This window comes from Ureibacillus manganicus DSM 26584, assembly GCF_000772945.1.
In the GTDB taxonomy this organism is placed as follows: Bacteria; Bacillota; Bacilli; order Bacillales_A; family Planococcaceae; genus Ureibacillus; species Ureibacillus manganicus.
Genome location: NZ_JPVN01000005.1, coordinates 55,389 through 81,519, shown reverse-complemented (window position 1 = coordinate 81,519; position 26,131 = coordinate 55,389). Strand labels below are relative to the sequence as shown.

Annotated in this window: 23 protein-coding genes; 20 read left to right on the top strand and 3 right to left on the bottom strand. The window is 35.2% G+C overall.

Features of this window, described 5'->3' with window-relative positions:
• Positions 1-56: 56 nt before the first annotated feature.
• Entirely contained in the window at positions 57-899 is an 843-nt protein-coding gene (locus CD29_RS05195) for a YitT family protein (RefSeq protein ID WP_036183735.1), read from the bottom strand.
• Positions 900-1,115: 216 nt separating this feature from the next.
• Here CD29_RS05195 and dapB point away from each other — a divergent pair, with 216 nt between their 5' ends.
• From dapB to CD29_RS05115, 16 genes are all read left to right on the top strand, one after another.
• Entirely contained in the window at positions 1,116-1,913 is a 798-nt protein-coding gene (dapB, locus tag CD29_RS05190; RefSeq protein ID WP_036183732.1) for a 4-hydroxy-tetrahydrodipicolinate reductase, read from the top strand.
• A gap of 76 nt (positions 1,914-1,989) precedes the next feature.
• Positions 1,990-2,394 (top strand): methylglyoxal synthase, encoded by a 405-nt coding sequence (mgsA, locus tag CD29_RS05185; protein ID WP_036183729.1) that lies wholly within the window; start codon positions 1,990-1,992, stop codon positions 2,392-2,394.
• A gap of 28 nt (positions 2,395-2,422) precedes the next feature.
• On the top strand, positions 2,423-3,559 hold the full coding sequence (bshA, locus tag CD29_RS05180; RefSeq protein WP_036183726.1) for an N-acetyl-alpha-D-glucosaminyl L-malate synthase BshA: 1,137 nt from the start codon (positions 2,423-2,425) through the stop codon (positions 3,557-3,559).
• Positions 3,556-4,740 (top strand): CCA tRNA nucleotidyltransferase, encoded by a 1,185-nt coding sequence (locus CD29_RS05175; protein ID WP_036183723.1) that lies wholly within the window; start codon positions 3,556-3,558, stop codon positions 4,738-4,740. Before bshA ends, CD29_RS05175 begins: the two co-directional genes overlap by 4 nt.
• Positions 4,718-5,710, top strand: coding sequence for a biotin--[acetyl-CoA-carboxylase] ligase (locus CD29_RS05170; RefSeq protein WP_036183720.1), 993 nt, complete (start codon positions 4,718-4,720; stop codon positions 5,708-5,710). The genes CD29_RS05175 and CD29_RS05170 overlap by 23 nt, the downstream gene beginning before the upstream one ends.
• A 350-nt stretch (positions 5,711-6,060) precedes the next feature.
• Complete coding sequence (panB, locus tag CD29_RS05165) at positions 6,061-6,897, top strand: 3-methyl-2-oxobutanoate hydroxymethyltransferase (protein ID WP_036183717.1); 837 nt, start codon at positions 6,061-6,063, stop codon at positions 6,895-6,897.
• Positions 6,897-7,745, top strand: coding sequence for a pantoate--beta-alanine ligase (panC, locus tag CD29_RS05160; RefSeq protein WP_036183714.1), 849 nt, complete (start codon positions 6,897-6,899; stop codon positions 7,743-7,745). The genes panB and panC overlap by 1 nt, the downstream gene beginning before the upstream one ends.
• Before the next feature lie 6 nt (positions 7,746-7,751).
• Positions 7,752-8,135 (top strand): aspartate 1-decarboxylase, encoded by a 384-nt coding sequence (gene panD, locus CD29_RS05155; RefSeq protein ID WP_036183711.1) that lies wholly within the window; start codon positions 7,752-7,754, stop codon positions 8,133-8,135.
• Between the two features lie 369 nt (positions 8,136-8,504).
• A complete protein-coding gene (gene lpdA / locus CD29_RS05150) occupies positions 8,505-9,845 on the top strand; it encodes a dihydrolipoyl dehydrogenase (RefSeq protein ID WP_036183708.1) in 1,341 nt (446 codons plus the stop codon).
• A gap of 397 nt (positions 9,846-10,242) precedes the next feature.
• Positions 10,243-13,011 carry an ATP-dependent DNA helicase DinG gene (gene dinG / locus CD29_RS05145; protein ID WP_036183705.1) on the top strand — a complete coding sequence of 923 codons (2,769 nt, stop codon included), beginning with the start codon at positions 10,243-10,245 and terminating at the stop codon, positions 13,009-13,011.
• A gap of 26 nt (positions 13,012-13,037) precedes the next feature.
• Positions 13,038-13,544, top strand: a complete 507-nt coding sequence (locus CD29_RS05140) for a cell wall elongation regulator TseB-like domain-containing protein (RefSeq protein ID WP_235801782.1) — start codon at positions 13,038-13,040, stop codon at positions 13,542-13,544.
• Between the two features lie 17 nt (positions 13,545-13,561).
• Entirely contained in the window at positions 13,562-14,755 is a 1,194-nt protein-coding gene (locus tag CD29_RS05135; protein ID WP_036183702.1) for a pyridoxal phosphate-dependent aminotransferase, read from the top strand.
• Between the two features lie 22 nt (positions 14,756-14,777).
• Positions 14,778-16,073 carry an asparagine--tRNA ligase gene (gene asnS / locus CD29_RS05130; RefSeq protein WP_036183699.1) on the top strand — a complete coding sequence of 432 codons (1,296 nt, stop codon included), beginning with the start codon at positions 14,778-14,780 and terminating at the stop codon, positions 16,071-16,073.
• A 347-nt stretch (positions 16,074-16,420) separates the two neighbouring features.
• Positions 16,421-17,143 carry a DnaD domain-containing protein gene (locus CD29_RS05125; RefSeq protein WP_036183696.1) on the top strand — a complete coding sequence of 241 codons (723 nt, stop codon included), beginning with the start codon at positions 16,421-16,423 and terminating at the stop codon, positions 17,141-17,143.
• A gap of 11 nt (positions 17,144-17,154) precedes the next feature.
• Positions 17,155-17,814 carry an endonuclease III gene (gene nth / locus CD29_RS05120; RefSeq protein WP_036183693.1) on the top strand — a complete coding sequence of 220 codons (660 nt, stop codon included), beginning with the start codon at positions 17,155-17,157 and terminating at the stop codon, positions 17,812-17,814.
• Entirely contained in the window at positions 17,811-18,164 is a 354-nt protein-coding gene (locus CD29_RS05115) for a YpoC family protein (protein ID WP_408056601.1), read from the top strand. The genes nth and CD29_RS05115 overlap by 4 nt, the downstream gene beginning before the upstream one ends.
• A 287-nt stretch (positions 18,165-18,451) precedes the next feature.
• Here the strand turns inward: CD29_RS05115 and CD29_RS05110 are convergent, their stop codons facing one another.
• Entirely contained in the window at positions 18,452-21,070 is a 2,619-nt protein-coding gene (locus CD29_RS05110) for a penicillin-binding protein 1A (RefSeq protein WP_036183689.1), read from the bottom strand.
• 26 nt (positions 21,071-21,096) lie between these two features.
• Positions 21,097-21,720: a Holliday junction resolvase RecU gene (gene recU, locus CD29_RS05105; protein WP_036183687.1), complete on the bottom strand. Its 624-nt coding sequence runs from the start codon at positions 21,718-21,720 to the stop codon at positions 21,097-21,099.
• 162 nt (positions 21,721-21,882) lie between these two features.
• Between recU and CD29_RS05100 the strand changes: the two genes are divergently transcribed.
• Genes CD29_RS05100 through CD29_RS05085 form a run of 4 tightly spaced genes read left to right on the top strand, consistent with a single transcriptional unit; the run spans position 21,883 to position 26,022 of the window.
• Entirely contained in the window at positions 21,883-22,080 is a 198-nt protein-coding gene (locus tag CD29_RS05100; protein ID WP_036183684.1) for a hypothetical protein, read from the top strand.
• Between the two features lie 51 nt (positions 22,081-22,131).
• Entirely contained in the window at positions 22,132-22,503 is a 372-nt protein-coding gene (locus CD29_RS05095) for a YppE family protein (protein WP_036183681.1), read from the top strand.
• Positions 22,490-24,769, top strand: coding sequence for a DEAD/DEAH box helicase (locus tag CD29_RS05090; RefSeq protein ID WP_036183679.1), 2,280 nt, complete (start codon positions 22,490-22,492; stop codon positions 24,767-24,769). Before CD29_RS05095 ends, CD29_RS05090 begins: the two co-directional genes overlap by 14 nt.
• A gap of 5 nt (positions 24,770-24,774) precedes the next feature.
• Positions 24,775-26,022, top strand: coding sequence for a ribonuclease H-like domain-containing protein (locus CD29_RS05085; protein WP_036184064.1), 1,248 nt, complete (start codon positions 24,775-24,777; stop codon positions 26,020-26,022).
• Positions 26,023-26,131: the final 109 nt, after the last annotated feature.

Sequence of the window (26,131 nt, the reverse complement as noted above, 5' to 3'; positions counted from 1 at the left end):
ATAAAAGTATCAAATTTAATGTAAAAATGGCTTGGCAAACTTGCCAAGCCACTACTTTATTGATCTAATCTAAACCCTTCACCCGTTACATCTTTCACGTCTATGATGGACACGAACGCATTTGGGTCAATTTTTCGAATAATAGACTTTAAACGTACAATCTCATTTCGACCTACGATACAGTAAAGTACGTCTTTAGATTGCTTCGTATAATGCCCGTATCCATGGAATACCGTAAGCCCTCGTTCCATTTCATTTGTAATATAATCTGCAATTTCATTTGGCTTGTTTGATATAATAAGTGCCGCTTTAGCTGAATATGCACCTTCTTGAACCATATCAATTACTCTAGCGCCCAAATAGACAGCAACGAGTGTATACATCATTGAGCGAGCATCTAAGAATGTTAATAATGATGCGATTAATACAAATGCATCAAAGGTAAACATCGTTTTCCCCATACTCCACCCAAAAAACTTTTGAACGAGTCGAGCAATTATATCGACTCCACCAGTCGTTCCACCACAACGGAAAATAATCCCAAGTCCAACACCTACAAATACACCTGCAAAAAGTGACGCTAAAAATAAGTCGTTTTGCAAATTCATTTGTATCTCATAAAATTGAGCGATTTTCAAGAAAATTGAAACAGCAAATGTTCCAATTAAAGTATAAACAAACTGTTTGCGCCCTAGTAAGCGCCACCCTAAAATAAACATTGGAATATTTAATATAAGATTCATTAGTGCAGGATCCCAGTTTAGTGTAAAATAAAGTATTAATGTAATACCACTAAATCCGCCTTCTCCAAGTCCATTTTGCATATTAAAATGGACAAAACCGAAGCTAAAGATTGCAGCGCCTAATAATATTCCAAGGATTTCTTTTACATATTTCATATTTTGCCCCCATTTTTGGAACTTTACAAAATTCTCTGAACCAATCATAATTATGTTTTATTTTTCATCTTTTGACAACAGTATGTCATATTATATACGATGTTATAAGAAAGAGTTAAAATATGCAAAAAACTATCTTTTTAACTGTACAATAGTAGTAAATAAATTAACCAATAACTATAAGGTTAATCGCTTTACGTGAAAGGACGAATGACGATGACAATACGAGTAGCAATAGCAGGTGCCAGAGGAAGAATGGGGTCTGAAGCTGTAAAAGCAGTAACAAAACGTGATGGAATGGAATTAGTAGCTGCGCTTGATTATAAACGTGTAGGAGATAGTTTAGCTGAACTTGAAATTTTTCCACCGAATTTAAATGTACCTATTTTTACAAACTTAGATCAACTAATTGAAGATACACGACCAGATGTATTAATTGACCTAACTAACCCACAATCTGTTTATGAACACACAAAAGTTGCACTTATGCGGAATGTGCGTCCAGTAGTAGGTACAACAGGATTTACTGATGAGCAGTTAAACGAACTAAAAACGCTAGCTGAAAATAGCAAGGTAGGTTGTATTATTGCTCCCAACTTTGCAATTGGCGCTATTTTAATGATGAAATTTGCAAAGGAAGCGGCAAAATATTTACCAGATGTTGAAATTATTGAATTACACCATGATCGCAAATTAGATGCTCCTTCAGGAACAGGTCTAAAAACCGCACAACTAATTGCGGAAGTTAGAAATGAGAAGAAACAAGGTCACCCAAGTGAAAAAGAAACGATTGATGGTGCAAGAGGTGCAGATTTTGAAGGAATGCGTATTCACTCAGTCCGTTTGCCTGGCTTAGTTGCTCACCAAGAAGTTTTATTTGGAGGCGATGGACAACTTCTAACAATTCGTCATGATTCCTATAACCGTGAGTCATTTATGGGTGGCGTCCTATATTGTGTTGAAGCTGTTATGACAATAGAAAACTTAGTCTATGGTCTAGAAAACTTAATATAATTCGCGATATTTGAAATTTTTTGATTACCAAAAATATAAATAAAATATGTAATCGATATAGAATGGAATGAATCAGATGAAAATTGCATTAATTGCTCATGATCATAAAAAAGATAGTCTTGTTGAATTTGCAATCGCATATAAAGAAATATTAAAACAACATACACTATATGCAACAGGTACAACAGGACAAAGAATTCAAGACGAAGTAGGTCTTGACATTACCAGGTTCCGCTCAGGTCCACTTGGTGGGGATCAACAGATTGGTGCAATGATTGCAAATAATGAAATGGATATGGTGATATTTTTCCGTGATCCATTAACAGCACAACCCCATGAACCAGATGTCACTGCACTTGTCCGATTATGTGATGTGTATCATATACCGTTAGCAACAAATATGGGAACTGCAGAAATTTTACTCAAAGGATTAGAAAAAGGTTTTGTCGACTGGCGTCTAATTGCGGAACGTAGACAATAAATTATTGTAAGAGAGGATGAATCGTCGGATGAGAAAAATGAAAATTGGAATCACATGTTATCCAACTGTCGGTGGGTCAGGAGTCATTGCAACTGAACTTGGAAAAATGCTTGCAGAACGAGGACATGAAATCCATTTTATTACATCAAGTGTACCTTTTAGACTTAACAAAATATATCCGAACGTATTTTTCCATGAAGTTGAAGTAAGTAATTATTCTGTTTTTCAGTTTCCACCATATGATATAGCTCTTTCTAGTAAAATGGCAGACGTCATTAAAGAAGAAAAACTAGATGTTATCCATGTGCATTATGCAATCCCACATGCTATTTGTGCAGTTCTAGCTAGAGAAATGTCAGGGGAGAATGTAGGAATTGTTACAACTTTACACGGTACGGACATAACTGTTTTAGGCCAGGATTCTACCCTTAAACAGGCTATAAGATACGGAATTGAGAAATCTGATATCGTTACTGCTGTTTCAGATTCTTTAAAAGAACAGACCTATGAGTTAATCCAACCAACAAAACAGATTGAAACTATATATAACTTTGTTGACGATAAAGTTTTTCGACCGATAGATGTAGGAAATCTAAAAGAACAGTTTGGTATAAGTGACCATGAACGCGTCATTATTCATGCTTCGAACTTTAGAAAAATAAAAAATCTACCTGATATTGTAAAATCTTTTATTAAAATAAGAGAACAGATTCCAGCTAAACTTCTTTTAGTTGGTGATGGTCCTGAGAAACAACGGGTCATGGAAATAGCAAAAGAAACGCCTTATAAAAAAGATATAATATTCTTAGGAAAACAAGAAAATGTAGAAGAATTATTTGCAATTAGTGATTTAATGTTCCTACTTTCCGATAAAGAATCGTTTGGTTTAGTTTTACTTGAAGCAATGGCCTGTGGGGTACCAGGTATTGGGACTGCAACAGGTGGTATACCAGAAGTAATTGAACACGGTATAAACGGATATTTAGTTCAAATAGGTGATACGGATGCTGCAGCAGAATACGCTCTTGATTTACTGACGAATGAAGAAAAGTTACAACAGTTTAGAATGGCTGCAATGGCTGCATCAAAAGATAAATTCAATTCACAACAAATAATTGATCACTACGAGGCATTATATGAACGAGTGGCGGTTTTGCGAGTATGAGACGAACTAAAGACTGGGATGCTGCAATTCGAGTCATCGAAAAAATAGAAAAAGCGGGATTTGAAGCAGTTATCGTAGGTGGGGCTGTAAGAGATTTTCTTTTAGATAAAGATGTAAATGATGTAGATGTAGCAACGAGTGCCATGCCAGATGAAATAAAGAAAATATTCCATTCTACAGTCGATGTAGGGATTGCCCATGGAACTGTTCTTGTTCTAGATGAAGGTCAGCCTATTGAAGTAACCACCTATCGAACGGAAGGTATTTATGTAGATTTTAGAAGACCAGAACAAGTAACTTTTGTTAAAAGCCTAGAAAAAGATTTAGAACGACGTGATTTTACAATTAACGCCATGGCCATGACGAAAACAGGGGAACTCATCGATTTGTATGGTGGCAGACAAGATATAGAAAATGGACTAATTCGTGCTGTTGGAGATCCGAATACAAGATTTCGTGAAGATGCCCTTCGAATGCTAAGGGCAGTTCGATTTAGTGCCCAATTAGGTTTTACAATTGAAAAAAACACTCTATCAGCAATTGTGCAAGATAGTGAACTGATTGAATTTATTGCTAAAGAAAGAATCCATATGGAACTTTCTAAAATGTGGACCGCAAAAAATGTGTATGAAGGCGTTAACGCATTAATAGTGAGTAACCTTGCAAATTATTTAATAGGGGACTTTAAAAAGCAATTAGAGGACTGGAGATACTTTACAACATCTAGTTCTGAAGTCGGTTGGGCTTATTTATGCCTTCTAAATCGAAAAATTCTAAGTGAACTTATTAATTTCTACAAACTATCGAACAAAGAAAAGAATTTTTTAAGAAATGTATTGAATGCTTATGATGCTTTTTTAAACAGATGGAGCGAACTACATTATTTCCAATATGATTTAGTTACTTTAGAAGTAGCGTATGACTTTGCAGTTTGGCAAAAAGTCAAAGTCCCATTTAAAAAGGAACATATAGCCCAAGTAAAATCTAATTTACCTATCCAATCAACGAGTCAGTTGGCTATTAACGGAAATCACCTTAAAGAATGGACCACAAAAAAAGGTGGGCCATGGTTAAAAGTAGCCCTAGATGCCGCTATTCTAGCTGTGCTTAAAAGACATATAAAAAATGACGAAGAACATTTGAAGGAATGGTTTTTACATGAATTTAACGACGAAGGATGAACTATTAAGTCGATTTCTAAAAGCAAACAATGAACCGATTTCTGGTCAGCAACTAGCTGAAGAATTCGGAATGTCCCGTACTGCCATTTGGAAACATCTTCAGACTCTTCAAGAGGAAGGATATACTTTTGAAACGATTAAGAAAAAGGGTTATATCCTTACCTCAAAACCTGATCGTGTTGACCCAGCAAGAATCTCTTCTTTTTTAAAGACCGCTCGTTTAGGAAAGCAAGTGCATTACTATGATGAATGTACATCTACCCAGACCATTGCTCATGAACTAGTAAGAAATGGGGTTGAAGATGGAACGATTGTAGTTGCGGAAAGCCAAACTGAAGGCAAAGGTAGAATGGCAAGGCATTGGGAATCTACTAAAGGTAAAGGTATTTGGATGACAATCATTATACGACCAAAAATATTACCGCACCAAGCACCGCAGTTTACGTTAATCGCTGCGGTTTCTGTTGTTAATGCAATAAGGTCCCTAGGCAAATCGATTAGTCCAGAAATTAAATGGCCAAATGATATTTTACTAAACGGTAAAAAATGTACAGGTATTTTAACTGAAATGATTGCTGAAATGGATGGGGTTCAAGCTTTACTCATAGGTATTGGTATAAATGTGAATCAAAAACTAGAAGATTTCCCAGATGAGTTAAAAGATATTGCAACTTCTCTAGCGATTGAAGCGGATGAGAAAATAGAACGCGCAGAACTTATCGCAGCGATATTACAATATTTAGAAAAATATACAGATGTGTATTTGAAACTAGGCTTTGAGCCTATTAAGGTACTGTGGGAAGAATTTTCAGGTACTATCGGAAAAAAAATTAAGGCAACCACTTTACGTGAAGTGATAGAAGGAACTGCTATTGGTATTACGGAGGATGGAGTGCTAGAGGTAAAATTAGATAATAACGAAATTAAACGTATTTATTCTGCAGATATCGAAATTGAAAAACCTCTATGAGACTACTTAATTTTTAATTATTTTTATAGAGATACAGGTTTTTCGAGTCTATTAATTTGTGCTGTACGTTTTCTTTGAAAGCTGTTATAGTAGCCGTATGGACAGTATCAATTCTGAACTGTACCTATGGACTAAATACTAAAAACAATCTGCCTTGATCAAATAAGACAAGGACGGAAGAAAACGACGCGTTAATGATTCTTGTTAAACAACAACGCAACCCTTCTGTCTATTTTGCAGAAGGGTTTTTTATTGAAGATCGAAAAAATTGTATTAACGATCCTCTCAAGAAAAAACTTCGAATCTAAAGTTTCCAAGTTTTCTTCCTACCCTTAAAAGGAGGAACAAAAATGAAAACGACTAGCGATTTTTTAAAGATGAAACAAAATGGTGAGAAAATTGTTATGATCACTGCTTATGATTATCCAGCAGCTAAGTTTTGTGAAGAAGCCTCAGTTGACATGATTTTAGTGGGTGACTCATTAGGTATGGTAGTACTTGGTTATGACTCAACTGTTCCTGTGACAGTTGAAGATATGATTCACCATGCAAAAGCAGTTCGCCGAGGTGCAAAAGACACATTTATCGTTGTGGATATGCCTTTTGGTTCGTACCATGGAGACCCAAATGACGCTCTTCGTACAGCAGTTCGTATGATGCAAGAAACTGGTGCGGATGCATTAAAAATCGAAGGTGCAGGGGAACTACTAGATGTTATTAGAAAATTAACAAATGCTGGTATTCCCGTAGTTTCGCATTTAGGATTAACACCACAGTCAGTAGGCGTACTTGGAGGTTATAAAGTACAAGGGAAAACCGCAGAGCAAGCTGCAAAATTACTTGAAGATGCTAAACTTTGTGAAGAAGCAGGTGCCTGTGCTGTAGTATTAGAGTGTATACCGCACCAATTAACAGAAGTAGTTTCAAAGGAACTAATAATCCCGACAATTGGTATTGGTGCTGGTCCAAAATCAGATGGTCAAGTACTTGTATTCCATGATTTATTAAAATATGGAAATCATCATATTCCAAAATTTGCTGAAAGTTTCGCCTTCGTTGGTGAAGAAATTTTACGTGGGGTTAATGGATACACAGAAGCCGTACGAAATGGTTCATTTCCAACGTTAGTACAAAGTTTTACTATGAAGGAAGAACAGCTATCTCAAATTTATGGGGGCATTAAATAATGGAAGTCGTAACAACCATCCCAGAACTAAAAGAAATTGTAAATAAATTAAAGCTAGATAGTAAAACAATTGGACTTGTCCCAACGATGGGCTATTTACATGAGGGGCATTTAACATTAGCAAATACAGCTAGAAAAGAAAATGATTTTGTATTCATGAGTATATTTGTAAATCCAACACAATTCGGCCCAAATGAGGATTTTGAATCGTACCCTAGAGATTTAGAACGTGATTGTAAACTAGCCGAATCTGTAGGTGTTGACTTTATCTTTGCACCAACAGTTGAAGAAATGTACCCAAATGATGGCGGTATTTATATTCGTGCAGGAAGACAATCAGAAATTTTATGTGGAGCATCAAGACCTGGGCATTTTGATGGTGTTCTACAAGTAGTTGCGAAGTTATTCCATTTATGCGAGCCAACACATGCGTATTTTGGTCAAAAGGACGCTCAACAGGTTGCAATCGTGCAAACAATGGTGAGAGATTATAATTTCCCACTTGAAATTCGCACAGTTCCAATTGTTCGTGAAGAAGATGGTTTAGCAAAATCTTCTCGAAATGTATATTTAAGTGAACAAGAAAGAAAAGAAGCTCCAGCAATTTTTCAAGCTTTACAAATTGCTAAAGAAACCTATTTAACGAGTCAAGATGTTCATAATGCAATAGAGTTAGCAACAAAACATATTGAAACAAATTCATCTGGTCGCATAGATTATTTACAATTTCTATCATATCCAGATTTAACACAAGTAACAGATGAAACAAATCACTTCCTATTAGCTGCAGCAGTATATATTGGAAAAACTAGATTAATAGATAATATTATTTTTCATACAAAGGGGTAATACAACATGTTTAGAATGATGATGAATAGTAAAATCCATCGCGCGACAGTAACGCAAGCCGATTTGAATTATGTTGGTTCGATTACAATTGACCAAAATATTTTAGATGCAGTTGGCATGTTACCAAACGAGAAAGTACATGTTGTAAATAATAATAATGGTGCACGTTTTGAAACTTATATTATTGCTGGTGAGCGCGGTAGTGGCGTTATTTGTGTTAATGGTGCAGCAGCTAGATTAGTGCAAAAGGGTGACATTGTCATTATTATTTCTTATGTATATGTTGACAATAAAGAAGCTACTGAGCATAAGCCAACAGTAGCCATTATGGGCGAAAATAATATTATTAAAGAAATGATTAGTTATGAACCAGAGGCAACAGTACTATAATTATTATGAAGAATGAAAAAGGCTGGGACAAAAGATAACTTTCAACCAAAAGTCATTTTGCGTATAATAATAATTCGATAACAATATTTTAGTAAGTCGTTCGTTGGAGAGGCATGCGAAGACTCCTGCAGGACGTAGAAGCAGTCATGAGACCCCGGAGAGCTTTAGCTCCCGGAGGCTCATGGCTTCCCTGCGGAAAGCGAAGCATGCATCGGAAACGAACGTCGCTTTGTCAAAAAGGTACAATCCATTGAAATGATGGATTGTACCTTTTCACTTATGTCCCAACTTGATTTTTATTGGTTCACTGCAAATATCAAATTGATTTCCACACAATGGTAATGATACTGTTTAAGAGAGGTGATTTGAATGAAAAAGTTTGATTTAGCTATTATTGGGGCGGGTGCTGGAGGATATGTTGCAGCAATCCATGCAGCAAAAAGCGGATTGAAAGTAGCGTTGGTAGAAAAAGGTAAAGTGGGAGGTGCTTGCTTTAATCTTGGATGTATTCCATCTAAAATTATGATTGAGCACAGTAAACTTATCCAAAAAATAAAAACTGCTAATGAATGGGGTATTAATGTTTCATCAATTGATGTAGATTTTGGTAAATTATCAAAACGAAAAGATGGTATCATTCAAAAATTACTAGAAAACATCCACTCTTATATAAGAAATGCTTCGATTACTTACTTTACAGGAATAGCAAAAGTGTCAAACGATAAAATCATAACAGTTGAGAACGAACAATTTGTTGCAAAAAATATTATCTTAGCTACGGGAAGCAAACCATTCGTACCGCCGTTTAAAGGAATTGAATCTGCTAAATATCATACAACGGATACGATTTTTAACATTACAGAATTACCTAAACAATTGACGATTATTGGTGGTGGAGTTATTGCTGTTGAATTGGCATTTAGTCTTGCACCACTAGGAACAAAAGTAACAATCTTAAATCACAGTAGAGATATCCTTCAAACAGAAGAACCAGATGCTCGTCCTATTGTGAGAAATAAATTACTTGATCTTGGTGTGGATCTTGTATTTGATTTTGAGTTTCAAGAAATTACTAACAAAGAAATTATTACTTCTCGCGGAAACTTCCCTTACGAAAACCTACTTTTTGCAACGGGTAGACAGCCGAATATTGAAATTGCTAAAGAACTTCAATTAGAACTAGATGGAAAATTCATCAAAGTAAATGAGCAATTTGAAACAAGTATGCCAAATGTATATGCAATTGGAGATATTGTTGGTGGTTACCAATTAGCTCATGCGGCAAGTGCAGAGGGAATACAAGCAGTTGAAGCAATCTTAGGAAATAATCCATCTTCAATTGATCTAACAAAAATACCAAGATGCGTCTATTCCACACCGGAAATTGCTACTTTTGGACTTTTAGAAGATGAAGTAAATTCTAATGAGTGTATTATTACAAAGTTACCATTATCGAGTAATCCTAAAGCGTTAATGGAAGGGAATAAGGACGGGTTTATTAAATTTATCGCATCAAAAACAACTGATGAAATTTTAGGTGCCTGTGTTGTTGGGGATGGAGCAACTGAAATATTAAATTCAATGCTTGCAACTAAAGTGGCCGGGGGAAAAGCTACTGATTTAACAAAAATTATTTTCCCACATCCTACGAAAAGTGAACAAATCGGTGATGCCGCGAAAGCAGTATATTGGAAAGCGATAAATGCTTAATATTCCATTTCGTTACAATTAACTTCAACAAAAATAAAACCTTGCTTTTTTATCTACTGTAGGTTAAGATAATTGAAGGTGCCAAACCTAGTAAAGTTTATACTTTACAACAACTAATTCTATAACGACACGGATTGTCGGGATTTGGTTGCACAGCAGGGTGATGAGCCCCTGCTTTTTTTTTATATATAGAAATTTCTACTCGATACGAGCTTAGCTTAATTTTGATAATCTCATCACTTATTTTATAATATACATAACAAGTCCTACTTACTTTTATTAAAGGTGAGTAGGTTTTTTTCTTTTCCAATACGATTTAATAGGTAACACATGACCTTAGTACATTGTATATGTTAAAATTCCAATATATTTAATGTGAATGAGAGTTGAAGTTACAATGGAAAGTCAAAAGTTTGCAATTGTTGATTTAGAAACGACTGGTCATTCACCAGCTAATGGTGATCGTATGATTCAAATTGCAATTGTAATAATGAATGATTGGACAGTTGAAAAGACTTTTACAACCTTCATTCATCCCGGTAAATCAATCCCACTATATATACAAGATCTAACAAATATTACAGATGAAGACGTAAAAGATGCACTACCTTTTGAAGCTTATGCAGATAAAATATTTGAACTCATGCAAGATGCAATTTTTGTAGCTCATAATGCAGATTTTGATTTATCTTTTTTACAGGCAGAATTTGTCCGTGCAGGTTTGCCAAAATGGAGAGGGAAGAAAATTGATACAGTTGAACTTGCAAAAATCGTCTTTCCAACTTCTTTAAGTTATAAGCTGGGAGATCTTGCATTCGATTTAAATATTCCTTTAGATCATGCACACAGAGCCGATGAAGATGCCTATGCATGTGCACTTATTTTAAAAAAATGTTGGGAAGAATTATTACTTCTTCCACAAACAACACTAGAACAACTTCATAAACAATCATTTCGATTAAAATCAAATTTATCTCATGTTTTTTTTAATGCATTACAAGTGAAGCGTAGTTCGAATAATGAACAGAAAAATGTTGTCTATTATAAGGACTTGGTGTTAAGGAAAAAGGAACGTCTAAACCTTTCAACATTAGATCGAGCTGTTAACTATCCTTCATCATCTGAGGAAAAAGTGTCTTTATTCAAAGGATCTATAGTAAATTTTGAACAAAGACCGAATCAGTTTGAAATGATGGATTTGATATGGAATCACCTAAATATGAGACGTGAAGTGGTCATTGAAGCATCTACTGGAATTGGAAAGACCCTTGGCTATCTATTACCAGCAATTATTTATGCGAAGCAAAATGAGAGTAAGGTTTGTATTAGCACATATACATCTCATCTTTTAGAACAGCTTTTAACGAGTGAAATAACTAAAATTGAAAATATATTAGGTGGAAGCATTCATTCAGTACTTTTAAAAGGTATGCATCATTATATTGATATAGAAAGATTCTCGCAAATCATCCAAATGAAAAGCCTGTCCTATGACGAAACGTTAACAATGCTACAAGTTTTAGTTTGGCTTACAAAAACTGAGACTGGTGATTTGGAAGAACTAAATGTATCTGGGGGCGGGAAATTATTTCTAGATAAGATTCGTAAAAGCCCTGATTCTACAAGCAATCAAAACGATTCTTATGATTATTATCAACTTGCACTACTTGAAAGTGATAAGGCTGACTTAATTATAACGAACCATTCGATGATTATTGCGGACTTAAATCGCAGAGAACCGATTTTTAATAATATAGATGGATTTATAATAGATGAGGCCCATCAATTTATTCAAGCAGCCCAAATGCGTGATGAATCCATTTTAACTTATACAAATTGGAAGTATGCATTTGGACAAATTGGAATATCTACGGATGATCAGGTATTTGCCTCGATGAAAGAAATTTTTAAAAAGGATGTTCCAATTCAACTATTTAATGAACTAGAAAATGTCTTTATCCAAATGGTTGAATTATTTGATCAGATGATGAACAAGATAGTTCAACGTTTTAAATATACGACTAGAAATAAATTTGAGACTAAACAAATTGCTTTTTTAGATGATTTGTTTCAAGACAGTGAACCAATCGCACTTGAGTTGCCTAAGAAAATTCAAAAATGGGTAGATTTGGCCCAAAAAATTGTCTCACAAGCTAACATGGAACAATTGCTACAACAACACGTTTCAATAGTTGAACAATGGAAGTATTGGATTAGAGAATTTAAAATAAAAGCATCAGAATGGGATGAAATTTTCCTAAATGATAATAGTCACTTTTCAACGTGGGTTGAGACTGACCAACGTAATGTTCCTGGGAGTATTCGGATATATAAAAAGCCGATCGATGTAAAGGATACAGTTTCTCAATTATTTAATGATGTTAGAAGAAATAGAGCAATTATTTGGACTTCCGGAACGATGACTGTGCCAAATAATAAAAGATACATTGCTGATCAGTTAGGAATTAGTAAAGAAACAGAAGTTCATACATTTATCGCAAATGAAGATTATTATAGTGGGGCAAAGGCATATATAGTTACTGATATGCCAGACATACAAGGTGTCTCCCAAAATGAATATGTTGAATCTGTTGCACTTGCTGTAACGAGAACGGTTCGAGCAACTGAAGGTCGATGCTTTGTTTTATTCACATCACAGGAAATGTTGAAAAAAACAGTGGAATTAATACAAGAAAGTGAACTTTTGCATGAGTATATGTTATTTGCACAAGGTGTTACTCCTGGAAGTCGGATGAGATTATTGAAGTCATTCCAAAAATTTAACCGTTCAGTCCTATTTGGAACAAATAGCTTTTGGGAAGGTGTAGACGTTCCAGGGGATAGCCTATCTGCTGTAATTATTGTAAGGCTTCCGTTTACTGCACCTGAGGAACCAATATTTAAAGCGAAATCCATTAAGCTTACGCAGCAAGGACGGAATGCATTTACAGATTTGTCATTGCCAGATGCAGTAATTCGTTTTAAACAAGGCTTTGGAAGATTAATTCGTTCATCTACAGATAAAGGTGTGTTTATCATATTAGACCGACGTATCGAAACAAAGTCATATGGAAAAGAATTCACTTCAGCACTACCGCCAATATCTATTCAAAAACTAACTCTACAAGATATGGTACAAGAGCTGGAACATTGGTATAATAGTTAAGATTAGGATAGAAAGCAGGTCGACATATGGAAAAAAATAAAAAAGATCAAATAAAGAACTGGGTTATTTTTATCGTACTCTTTATTTTATCTATGTCACTTGTCATTTCCATTCTAGTTATATCTCAAGCCATTTCTCCTATTAAAAATATTGAACAAAAGGCAGAAGAATTAGCGATTTCAACTAATTCTCTAGCAGTTGTTACTAACTCCTATATTTATAATGGTAACAAACCGTATGTTACTGTTTTCGGGGAAGACGAAGACGGTAATGAAAAAGCAGTATTTGTTCCAATCAGTTTAGAAGAAAATTCGATTCAGGAAGTATATTTGCAAGACGGTATTACAAGAGAACAGGCTTTATCAGTTATTGATAACGAAAAAGATATAAAGAAGATCTTACATACAAAATTAGGCTATGAAGAGGCTGGAGTCGTTTGGGAAATAAGCTATACAAACAAAGCCGATAAACTGAATTATGTCTATATTTTGTTTGAAGACGGACAGTGGTGGAAACGAATTTTGAACTTGTAGAGGAGTAGATTTTTTTCATGAAAGAGTTATTAGCACAGCGTGTTAAATCATTAACACCATCTTCAACCCTTGCAATCACTGCAAAAGCAAATGAACTAAAAGCACAAGGCATTAATGTCATAGGTCTTGGAGCGGGTGAACCTGATTTCAATACACCACAAAACATTCTTGATGCAGCAGCAGATTCGATGAATAAAGGATTTACAAAATATACACCATCTGGTGGTTTACCGGCGCTAAAAGATGCGATTATCAATAAATTAAAGCGTGATAACAACCTTTCATATAGCCGAAATGAAGTAATTGTTGGAAATGGTGCAAAGCATATTCTTTACACATTATTCCAAGTGATCTTGAACGAAGGCGATGAAGTAATCATCCCAATTCCATACTGGGTTTCATATCCTGAACAAGTAAAATTAGCTGGTGGCGTTCCTGTCTATGTAGAAAGTACAAGTGAACAAAACTATAAAATTAATGCAGAGCAGCTTCGTAATGCAGTTACGGATAAAACAAAAGCAGTTATTATAAACTCACCAAGCAATCCTTCTGGTATGGTTTATTCAAAAGAAGAACTTACAGAAATTGCGAAAGTTGCAGTAGAAAAAGATCTTTTAATCATTTCAGATGAAATCTATGAAAAACTTTTATACAATGGATTGACACATTTCTCCATTGCTGAAATTTCAGAGGAAATTAAAGCGCGTACTATAGTTGTTAATGGTGTGGCAAAATCGCACTCAATGACAGGATGGAGAATAGGTTATGCAGCCGGTGATTCAACAATCATCAATTCGATGACAGACCTTGCGTCACATTCAACTTCAAATCCAACAACAACATCTCAATATGCAACAATGGAAGCGTATAATGGACCACAAGATTCTGTGGAAGAAATGAGACAAGCTTTTGAGTCTCGTTTAGAGATTATTTATCCTAAACTAAATGCAATCCCAGGATTTAAAGTGATTAAACCACAAGGTGCATTTTATTTACTACCAGATGTAAGTGAAGCAGCTGAAAAAACAGGTTATACATCTGTTGATGAATTTGCAACTGCATTACTAACGGAAGCTAATGTTGCTGTCATCCCTGGTTCAGGATTTGGGGTACCAAATGTAATCCGTTTAAGTTACGCAACATCTTTGGAACTATTAGAAGAAGCAGTAACTCGTATTGATAATTTTGTTAAGTCAAAATGGCAAAACTAATTAAATCGTTTTTGGAGGCACTATGAAAAAAATATCAATTTCTCAAATGCCAAATCATATTGGTGAAACAGTAAAGCTAGGAGCTTGGGTAGCAAATAAACGTTCTAGCGGAAAAATTGCATTTTTACAATTACGTGATGGATCAGGTTTCGTACAAGGTGTAATTGTAAAGGAAGAAGTTTCAGAAGAATTATTTACAACTGCAAAAGGTTTAACACAAGAGTCTTCTATTTATGTAACTGGAGTTGTAAAAGAAGATACACGTTCAAGTTTCGGATGTGAATTAGCAATCGATGGCATTGAAGTGATTCATATTGCACAAGATTACCCAATCACACCTAAGGAACACGGTATCGAATTTTTAATGGACAACCGTCATCTTTGGTTACGTTCTAGAAAACAACATGCGGTTATGAAAATACGTAACGAAGTAATTCGCGCGACATATGAATTCTTTAATAATAATGGTTTCACAAAAATTGACCCGCCAATTTTAACAGGTTCTTCACCAGAAGGAACTTCAGAACTTTTCCATACAAAGTATTTTGATGAAGATGCATACCTATCTCAATCAGGACAACTTTATTTGGAAGCGGCTGCAATGGCGTTAGGAAAAGTATTTTCATTCGGACCAACTTTCCGTGCTGAAAAATCTAAAACTCGCCGTCATTTAATCGAATTCTGGATGATGGAGCCTGAAATGGCATTTGTCGAGCATGCAGAAAGTTTAGAAGTTCAAGAACAATATGTGTCATATATTGTTCAATCTGTATTAAAAAATTGCAAAATCGAACTTGAAAGACTAGGTAGAGATATCTCAAAACTAGAAAATATTCAAGCACCTTTCCCTCGAATAACGTATGATGATGCAATTAAATTCTTACATGAAAAAGGCTTTACGGATATCGAGTGGGGCGATGACTTTGGTGCACCTCACGAAACAGCTATCGCGGAAAACTATGATAAACCAGTATTTATCATCCATTATCCAGTTGGCATTAAACCGTTCTATATGCAACCACACCCAGAGCGTGATGATGTAGTATTATGCGCGGATTTAATTGCTCCAGAAGGATATGGAGAAATCATTGGTGGTTCTGAACGTATTTATGATCATGAACTTCTATTACAACGTATAAAAGAGCATAATCTAGATGAAAAAGCGTATGCTTGGTATTTAGATCTTACGAAACAAGGTGCAGTTCCACACTCTGGATTTGGACTAGGTTTAGAAAGAACAGTTGCTTGGATTAGTGGTTCGGAACACGTACGTGAATGTATCCCATTCCCAAGATTATTAAACAGACTATATCCATAATTAATAGGTTTAACCTGTGAAGTAAAGCGTCCGTCAAAAGCGGACGTTTTCTTTAGCGGATTAGAAAGTAGAAGTTTTTGAGGAAATCCGCATCAGAAAAGACATCATCTCGGGCCAACACGATGTTGGTCACAAAGCCGTTGCCACAGAGGCCAACAGGACGTTGGTCATATCGTCGATGCTACAGGACGTAGCGTTTTCGACGATAAGTGGCGCGCTTAGGCTTTGTTCCCTAATTCGGGTCGAGATGTATTTTTCTAAGCCGAACAAAAAAAGATATAAACCTACATAATTATTACACACATAATCAGTTGTCTACTCAAATATTAGGAAAGGAGAGGATCATTATGCATGAACAAAATGCTAGATTTCGCTTATGGACTGAACAAAAGACGGTTTTAGTTCCACAATTGTTTTTTAAACATTATAAAGAACTGAAGATAACAGATGATGAGGCAATTATTCTTCTGCATTTAATTTCTTTTCATGCAGAAAATAATGACTTTCCAACTCCAAATGATTTAGAACAACGTTTACATAAAACGAACAATGAAATTGCCATTCAGTTACAGCGACTTTTACAAAAGGGTTTCATTGAAATTTCACAAGGTGTAGATGTAAGCGGTAAAATATTTGAAAAATATTCTATTTATCCTTTATGGGAAAGAATATTAGATTTACTTGTGTCAAAAGATAGAGTTGAGGAAAAAAGCGCGAAGAAAAATGAAGAAGGCGAATTGTTTTCAATCTTTGAGCAAGAATTTGGGAGACTTCTATCACCGATGGAGTTGGAAACGATTTCTATGTGGCTTGATGTAGATAAGCATACACCTGAAATTATTAAGGCTGCTCTGAAAGAAGCGGTCATTGCTGGTAAAATAAGTTTAAGATATATTGATCGGATTTTGTTTGAATGGAAGAAAAAAAATATAACTAGCCTTAAACAAGTGGAACAGCATTCTCAGCAGTTCCATACAAAATCAACATTCGTTTCACCAAATACTAAAACAAACCAAGCAAATCAACCACCTAAAGTTTCGTTTTACAATTGGTTAGATGAGAGAGAATAGGGGGAAATGTAGTGCTTACGAAAAAACAATGGGAACATTGCTTAGAAGAAATGGATAGAATGTTCCCAGATGCACATTGTGAGCTCGTCCACGATAACCCATTTGAGTTAACAATTGCAACATTACTATCAGCACAATGTACCGATGTATTAGTGAATAAAGTAACAAAAGATTTATTTAAAAAATATAAAAAACCTGAAGATTATTTGGCAGTTTCACTCGAAGAACTACAGCAAGATATACGATCCATTGGATTATATCGAAATAAAGCAAAAAATATTCAGCTATTATGCGAAAAAGTTATTAATGAGTTTAATGGGGAAATACCTCAAACCCGCGAACAATTAGTCACTTTACCTGGAGTAGGAAGAAAGACTGCAAATGTAGTGCTTTCTGTTGCCTTTGATATACCAGCTCTAGCTGTTGATACTCATGTTGAGCGAGTTTCAAAAAGACTTGGATTATGTCGGCTTAAAGATACAGTTTTAGAAGTCGAAGAAACTATAATGAAAAAAACACCAAAAGAAAAATGGTCGAAAACACACCATCAATTAATCTTTTTTGGCCGTTACCATTGTAAAGCACAAAATCCGCAATGTGGAACTTGTCCTCTATTAGATGATTGTAGAGAGGGACAGAAACGCTTGAAAAAAGGATTGGTGAAATTGTGATTACGTTTGACCCAGTAAAGATTCAAAAAAATGCTGTAGAACCAATGTTTTTAGAGTGGGAAGAATTAAGTAAACTAATACATGAAGCCCACCAACAGCGAAATCGACAGGCAAAAGTGTTTATGGAAAAGGGAATTGAATTATATGAAAGATTGATCGTGACGACGTCTAATCAAGAATCCGAGGGTATTAACGTTAACGAGGATTATGAGGTTTTGCCATTAAACGGAATGGAACGATTATCTTTTATTAAAGCAAGACCTGGCCAATTTGCATGCTACAGACAATTAGATGAGTTATTTAAAGAAACGAAAAAGAGACTAGCGCGTTTGCGTGTAAAGATGAAATAAAAAAACAGGCTGGGACTTAAGTGAAAAGGTACAATCCATCATTCAAATGGATTGTACCTTTTTGATATTGTGACGTTCGTTTCCGATGCATGCTTCGCTTTCCGCAGGGAAGCCATGAGCCTCCGGGAGCTAAAGCTCTCCGGGGTCTCATGACTGCTTCTACGTCCTGCAGGAGTCTTCGCATGCCTCTCCAACGAACCACTTTCTAATATAGCGTTAGCAGATTTTTATCATAGTAATACTGACTCTTGGTTGAAAGTTATCTTTTGTCTCAACCTCTTTTTAAACTAACCGTTATTATTTCCCCGTCCAGGTTTAGTTGGTTGAGAAGGGGAATTTGGTTGAGTTGCACCTTCACCATTGTCTGCGCCATTTTCATTGCCAGGCGATTCTTCGCCATCGTTATTCTCATCAGATTCATCGGTATTTCCATTGTCATCACCATTTTCAGGATTACCATCTTCATCAAAGATTGGATCTTCTATAATAGGTTCTTCAATTGGATTTTCGACAATTACTGAAACGGAAGCAGGCTCACTACGCACATCTTCTGACACCGCGACTACAGTAAATGTATAGTTTCTACCATATTCAAGATTCGGAATCGTGACATGCATTTGCTCAGTGGTACCAATGACTGTTGGTGCTCCATCATCAACTGTCATGGATACTTCAAAGGAAATTGGAACAGTTTGTTGCGCTTCGTCTTTATCAACTTTATCGCCGTTGTTGATTGTCGGAGGAGTATATTCCCACATTAAGTCAACGAGCCCACCAACATCATTTGGCACTGCTTGTAAGTTAGATACTGGATCTAATTCTAGCTTTTTAAATTGATCTGAAACTTCTGTAGGTTCTGTACCTTTTATAAACAGTTCTGTTACTCGAAGTTCATCAGGTGTATGTTCACTCGCCAGTTTTAAAGGATTTGTGCCAACTTCTATCGTTGCTTCAACAACAGAACCTGGTTTACTAAAACGAGGAGTTTCTACATTTGCTGATACCCCAGACATAATTGATTTAAATAAATTTTGCGGTAACCATCGTTCATCCCACGTTGTGATAGGTTCCTTATAATCAGAATATCCGCTCCAAATTGCGATTGAGTAATTTGTTGTATAACCTGCGAACCATGAATCTGGTACTGCGGAATTCGGTAAGTTATATTTCGCAAAATCATCGCTAGAATAGTTTGTTGTTCCAGATTTACCAGCTATATCTAACCCAGAGACATTTGCTCGAGAGCCAGATGCACCTGGTTTGTTACTTAATACATCTCGTAATATATCTGTTACCATGTATGCTGTATAGTCTTCCATAGCTACGGTTGATTCATTATCATATGATTTTTTAGAACCATCACGGTAAACAATCTCTTTAATTGTATGCGGATCATTGTAAACACCATTATTACCGAATGCTGCAAATGATGCTGCCATCTGAATAGGGGAAAGCTTTATTTTCCCACCACCGATTGCATCCGATTCATAGACTTCATCCGTTTGAATTCCAAGTTTAGAGACAAATTGTTTTGCTTGATTGGTACCTACTTCTTTTAATGTTTTAACAGCTGGCACATTTCGTGAAGTATACAGGGCTTCTCGAACTGTCATAGTCCCAAGGTATTTGTTATCCCAGTTTGAAATAGCTTGATTGGTCCCAGTATAAGTAATTTTATCATCTACGATTGTTTGTCCTGTTGACCATTTTAAATATTCAAATGCTGGTCCGTAATCAAGTAATGGCTTCATCGTTGAACCAGGAGAACGACCTGTTAAATCTTCTGCAAAGTTATAACCACGACCTCCATAGTCACGTCCACCACCAATTGCTCTAATAGCTCCAGTCTTAGTATCGACTACCGCAACACCAGACTCTATCTTTTCAGTAGGGAAGTTAGCTGGATTGTTCATAACATTCTCAACAACTGTTTGTGCATCCGGATCAAGAGTAGTATAAACTTTTATACCTTCACTCAATAATTCTCCATCACCATTTCTTTCAAGTTCGTTTTGAACAACATCAAGAAATGCATCATATTTTGAACCAGCTACTGATTGACGTTTATCTTCTGGTACTAATCGTGAAACTACATCAATTTCTTTTGCAGCTGCTGCTTGTTGCTCTGTAATTTTTTCATGTAGTACCATTAAATCTAAGACTAAATCTCGACGTTGCTGTGCACGTTCTGGATTTTTAAATGGATTATATCTGTTAGGACTTTGTGGCATCCCAGCAAGTAATGCCATTTCGTCAAGTTCTAATTCATTTAACTCTTTACCGAAGAAGTATTCTGCCGCTGTCGCAAAACCATATATTCTTCCAGACATTAAAATTTTATTGAAATACATTTCAAAAATTTCTTCTTTATCGTACTGCTGTTCTAATTGAACCGAAAGCCAAGCTTCTTGTGCTTTCCGTTTCAACGCCTTATCATTACTTAAGAATGAATTTTTTACTACTTGTTGAGTAATTGTACTTCCACCCTGTGCACCAAATCCATCACGGAAGTTTGCAAGAACCGCTCCCATTGTTCTCCAAACATCGACTCCGAAGTGATTAAAGAAACGCACATCTTCTGTTGCTAGTATGGCATCAACCATTTCTTTCGGAATTTCCTCATATTCGACATATTTCCGATTTTGAACGCCTATTGTTGCAAATAGTTCACCGTTTTTATCGTAAAATTCAGCAGAAATAGGATCTTTTAATAATTCTTCATTTAATTCAGGTGCTGAGCTTGCATAGTAAACAAATAGCCCAACGCCAAATACAAATCCAGCTAAACCGATAGCCAATAGCGATAAAATGATTCGTTTGATCCAAAGTTTTGCTGGTTTTTTCTGTTGTCTTTTTTGTAATTCACGTTCACGTTTTAATTCTTCTCGTGTTCTTTTTTCAGCCACAGTAATCTCCTCACTTATACAAACTACTATTCTTTGTTTGCAATTAATTTTTCAATGGCGGATAAAAAATCAATACGTGGATTAAATCCAGGTGAAACTTCAACTGAACTTAATTCAAAAACTTTAAGTGGTATTGATTTTGCGCCACCCTTTTCCATTTTGTTCCAAGCATCGAACAAAATTTGAAAAGGTAATATAAAATATCTATCTAATTTTGAGAATCGAACAATCATAAAAGCAATACCTTGTTGCTTTATGACATCCTCCATATGTTTGATTTGATGTGAGTGCACATTTTTTAAAGGAAAGGAAGTTTTACTCTCTGTTTCCTTTGCTTCGAAATCTAGATAATAGCCATTCCATACTCCATTATAATCCGTAGTTGAAGCAGTACGGAAGTATGCTTCCCGAATAACAGCAGCACTTCTTTTCGGATACTCTACTTTGACGATTTGAATCGGAACAGGTTTCTTATGAATGACTGCAATTTGATGATTTAAGTAAAAAAGATTTGTTTCATTAATTTCATCCTCTAGGGTTTTCCCACGGTTACTAAATGAAAGGTTTTTTTCTTTCTTATTTGTTTTTAGTACTTTAGGCACTTCGCCCGATGGCTTATAAACTTTGCCATTCGGATAACGAATTGTCATTAAATCACCCTTCTCCAAAATGATAACCATTTTTTAGAATAATATTAACTATAAAAGATTATCGAAATATTTCTTCTTTTAGCATCCCTTGTCTAGTTTTGACAACACGAAAGGTATTTCTATTTTTGCAAGGAATTCTACTAGCAAGGGAGGATGGTTAATTTGAATAGAATTCAAATGCTTCTAGCACAAATTGATTGTATCGATCATATGTTGGGCTCAAAAATTGAAAAGGAACGTAACTCTATGAATGATGCATTTTTAACAAAACTCGTAACCACTCATCAAAAAGTAAGCTTAGCAGAAAAGCAATATCATGTAAAGAATACTTGTTCCCCTTTTAGTAGTGATTTTCATTAGTTTTTGGTACACTATAGATATAAAAAATGTTTATAGTTTGGGGTAGCCAAAATGACTTTGATAGATCAAACAAAACAATTGATAGAAGAGTGTGATGCGTCTGTAAATCGCTTTTTTAATATGCGAGAATTGGACGCAGCACCTTTATTTTTTGACGAAGTAAAACCTTATGCAGACAAAATTCAAACACAATTGAACGATTGGCAACAAAGTGCAAAAGAATGGATACGTATAAATCAACCGAAATATATTCACGAAGTTCAAATAGCAAATGTTGTTGATGCAATGAATCAATTTGTAGTGCAATCATTTTATAAAGAAACGAGTAAAAAACGTATAACACAATCTATTCAATCTGTTCATTATACCTTGTCTAATTTTTTACGCTTCTTAGAGGAAGGTGAAAAAGATGCAATTAAATAAAAAAAAATCTGTTGATGAGCTTGTACAAAGCTGGAAAAACGATTCGGATATTAAAAAAAATATACTTCATATTGAAACAATAGAGGAAAAGCCTGCTCATTTTGCATCCTTTCCTGAAAAACTTCATCCTTCTATTAAAAGAGCTTTAATCGAAAGAGGGATCTCACAATTATATACACACCAACGAGATGCCTTTGATTATGCTTCTGAAGGACAATCTTTTACAGCAGTAACACCAACTGCATCTGGTAAATCTCTTTGCTATCATTTACCAGTCCTTCAACAAATTTTACAAGATTCGTCAAGTCGTGCAATCTATTTATTTCCAACAAAGGCGCTTGCACAAGATCAAAAGACTGATTTAAATAACTTGATAGAAAGTATGGACGAAGAAATTCTTAGTTACACATACGATGGAGATACATCCCCGGCAATTCGTCAAAAAATCCGTAAGGCTGGTCATATTGTTATGACAAATCCTGACATGCTTCATTCAGGCATATTACCACACCATACAAAATGGGTCTCTCTCTTTGAAAATTTAAAATATATTGTAATTGATGAGTTACATACATATAAAGGTGTCTTTGGAAGCCATGTCGCACATGTTATTAGAAGGTTGAAAAGGATTTGCGAGTTTTATGGTAGTAAACCAATATTTATTTGTACATCTGCAACTATTAAAAATCCGAAAGAACTAGCAGAAAAACTTACAAATACTACTCATGAACTAATCTCAAATTCAGGTGCTCCGGTTGGAAAAAAAACATTTCTTTTTTATAATCCACCAATTGTCCATCCAACTTTTGGTGTGAGGAGAAGTAGTGTGCTTGAGGTGCGAGATTTAGCTACAGAACTTTATAAAGCCGGTATTCAAACAATTGTATTTGCTAAATCTCGAGTTCGAGTAGAAATGCTTGTAACCTATTTAAAAGAGTTAACAAAAAAGAAAATACAGGATGAATCCATACGTGGATATCGTGGAGGCTATTTACCTACAGAACGTCGTGCGATCGAAAAAGGATTACGTGATGGTTCGATTCAAATTGTTGTTAGTACTAATGCCCTAGAACTAGGTGTTGATATTGGGCAATTACAAGCATGTATTATGACGGGATATCCTGGTAATATAGCAAGTGCGTGGCAACAAGCAGGTCGTGCAGGGAGAAGACAAGATTCCGCTTTAATTATTTATGTTGCAGGTGCAACAGCATTAGATCAGTACGTTGTCAATCATCCGAAGTATTTGTTAGGGAGTTCACCTGAAGAAGCATTGATTAATCCTGAAAATATTTTAATCTTAATGGAACATTTAAAGTGCGCATCTTTTGAATTACCGTTCTCTATGACTGATGTTTACGGAGAGTTTGAAGTTCAAGAACTATTAGCCTTTTTAGAAGAAGAAGGCGTACTTTTAAAAACAAGTTCAAATTGGCATTGGATGAGTGACAGGTTTCCCGCACATGAAATAAGTCTGCGCTCTAGTGCTCAAGAAAATGTCGTTATTATTGATTGGTCCATTCAAGGTTCAACAAAAGTCATTGGTGAAATGGATACGTATAGCGCCATGACCTTATTGCATGAAGAAGCCATCTATCTACATCAAGGGATTCAATACCAGGTAGAAAAACTAGATTGGGAAGAAAAGAAAGCATTTGTCCGAGAAGTAGATGTGGATTATTTTACAGATGCAAATTTAGCAGTGGAACTAAAAGTGTTAAGCGAAGACAAGAGCAAACCTTATCCTTCTGCACAATTAGGTTATGGTGATGTTAGCTTATTGGCGATTCCTACCATTTTCAAAAAAATTAGATTTAACACTCACGAAAATATCGGATCAGGAAAGATTCATATTCCACCTCTAGAAATGCATACAAATTCTACGTGGCTCTCTTTCGAAAATCTCGAAAATTGGTCAGAAGATGTACTTACGGATGCACTTACTGGTGCAGCATACGCAATCGGATCATTTGTTCCGTTGTTTATCCAATGTGATCGAAAAGACTTATCTGTCGTTCCACAAGTTAAGGCGATTCATAATGAAAAACCAACATTGTTCATCTACGATAGTTACCCAGGTGGAATTGGATTAAGTGAAAAAGTGTATGATATTCTGGATTCTATTATTGAAGAATCAATTCAACATGTAGATATTTGCCCTTGTGAAAATGGATGTCCATCATGTATAGGTGTAGAAAATAATTTGCAAAATGGAAAAGAGAAAGTTACTAAACTATTATCCTTTTTGTTAAATGAGATGAAGTGATCGAAATGTCATATGAAAATAAAATACTTCAATTGAAGAAAATGCTGGGTAGTAAAAAAGAGAAAGTAGTTGAAAAACCTACTTTTGTAAAACCACCAAAGCCAAGCTATTTAGAGAATTGGGTAAAATGTGGGTTGAACGTCATCGAAAATGATTTTGGCGTTGTTTTTAAACGTGAAGTTATGTATTCCAACGACTATAAGCATGGACTTTATGAATTAGGATCTTTGTATGATGCTATCGATAAGTGGGAGAATCATCGCATTAGTCATCCTTTTTCCTTAAGTTTTGACGATGACATTTTATTTTTTGATACAGAAACAACAGGGTTAAAAGGTGTTGGAACCCATATTTTTTTAATAGGAGTTCTTGAAGCTAAAACAGATGGATTTTTACTTACCCAATATGTTTTAGCTGACCCTTCAAATGAAGCCGCTTTTTTATTCGAGTCTAAATTTTGGCAAACACAAAAGACAATCATTACTTATAATGGTAAAAGCTTTGATTGGCCACAGGTTGAAACGAGATGGACACTACATCGAAATACGTTACCCAAACTAACTAATCATAAACAAATCGATTTACTTCATAGTTCAAAACGTATTTGGAAGAACAACCTTGAAAAGATGAAATTAACAACAGTGGAAGAAGAAAAACTTGGCTTTCATCGAAAAGGTGATATTCCAGGTTTTTTAGCACCAATTATTTATGCCGATGCATTAAAAAGTGGTCAAGCAGATACTTTGATAAAAGTTTTATACCATAACGAATGGGATTTACTTTCATTAGTTACACTTTATATACATTCAACGAATTTATTAATTGAAACTAGAGTTGAAGAAGCCGCTACGACCCTTACAAATGTAGGGAAATGGTATGGAGATTTAAAGCATAAGGGTGAAAGCGAACGTTTTTTAAGTAAAGTTACTGAGCATTTTGAAGGTCCAGAAACAGGTCTTGCTTATTACTACCTAGCAATTGAACAGAAAAGAAATGGTCAATTTGTAGAAGCTGCTATACATTTTGAATATGCAATCCCTCATCTAGATATAAAAAAACAAATTAAAGCATATGAGCAATTAGCCATTGTTTATGAACATCAATTAAAAACTTTTGAAAAAGCAATCCGATGTGCATTGGATGGACTTAAATTGATAGAAAATGCTACTTGCTTCAATGCATCACAAAAAATAAAATTAATAGAACAATGGGAAAAGAGAATACAAAGATTAGAAAATAAAATTATTTCCTAAATATTTATTACTTCTATTTCCCAGGTAAGCGCAAGATTTGACAAAAAACATATCGTATATCTACTATAATGTGACAAGATTTTCGATGAAAGAAAATAGTATCTACTTT

Coding starts and splice junctions, on each gene's coding strand:
- CD29_RS05195 (WP_036183735.1), bottom strand. CDS start 899: ATGAAATATGTAAAAGAAATCCTTGGAATATTATTAGGCGCTGCAATC.
- dapB (WP_036183732.1), top strand. CDS start 1,116: ATGACAATACGAGTAGCAATAGCAGGTGCCAGAGGAAGAATGGGGTCT.
- mgsA (WP_036183729.1), top strand. CDS start 1,990: ATGAAAATTGCATTAATTGCTCATGATCATAAAAAAGATAGTCTTGTT.
- bshA (WP_036183726.1), top strand. CDS start 2,423: ATGAGAAAAATGAAAATTGGAATCACATGTTATCCAACTGTCGGTGGG.
- CD29_RS05175 (WP_036183723.1), top strand. CDS start 3,556: ATGAGACGAACTAAAGACTGGGATGCTGCAATTCGAGTCATCGAAAAA.
- CD29_RS05170 (WP_036183720.1), top strand. CDS start 4,718: ATGAATTTAACGACGAAGGATGAACTATTAAGTCGATTTCTAAAAGCA.
- panB (WP_036183717.1), top strand. CDS start 6,061: ATGAAAACGACTAGCGATTTTTTAAAGATGAAACAAAATGGTGAGAAA.
- panC (WP_036183714.1), top strand. CDS start 6,897: ATGGAAGTCGTAACAACCATCCCAGAACTAAAAGAAATTGTAAATAAA.
- panD (WP_036183711.1), top strand. CDS start 7,752: ATGTTTAGAATGATGATGAATAGTAAAATCCATCGCGCGACAGTAACG.
- lpdA (WP_036183708.1), top strand. CDS start 8,505: ATGAAAAAGTTTGATTTAGCTATTATTGGGGCGGGTGCTGGAGGATAT.
- dinG (WP_036183705.1), top strand. CDS start 10,243: ATGGAAAGTCAAAAGTTTGCAATTGTTGATTTAGAAACGACTGGTCAT.
- CD29_RS05140 (WP_235801782.1), top strand. CDS start 13,038: ATGGAAAAAAATAAAAAAGATCAAATAAAGAACTGGGTTATTTTTATC.
- CD29_RS05135 (WP_036183702.1), top strand. CDS start 13,562: ATGAAAGAGTTATTAGCACAGCGTGTTAAATCATTAACACCATCTTCA.
- asnS (WP_036183699.1), top strand. CDS start 14,778: ATGAAAAAAATATCAATTTCTCAAATGCCAAATCATATTGGTGAAACA.
- CD29_RS05125 (WP_036183696.1), top strand. CDS start 16,421: ATGCATGAACAAAATGCTAGATTTCGCTTATGGACTGAACAAAAGACG.
- recU (WP_036183687.1), bottom strand. CDS start 21,720: ATGACAATTCGTTATCCGAATGGCAAAGTTTATAAGCCATCGGGCGAA.
- CD29_RS05095 (WP_036183681.1), top strand. CDS start 22,132: ATGACTTTGATAGATCAAACAAAACAATTGATAGAAGAGTGTGATGCG.
- CD29_RS05090 (WP_036183679.1), top strand. CDS start 22,490: ATGCAATTAAATAAAAAAAAATCTGTTGATGAGCTTGTACAAAGCTGG.
- CD29_RS05085 (WP_036184064.1), top strand. CDS start 24,775: ATGTCATATGAAAATAAAATACTTCAATTGAAGAAAATGCTGGGTAGT.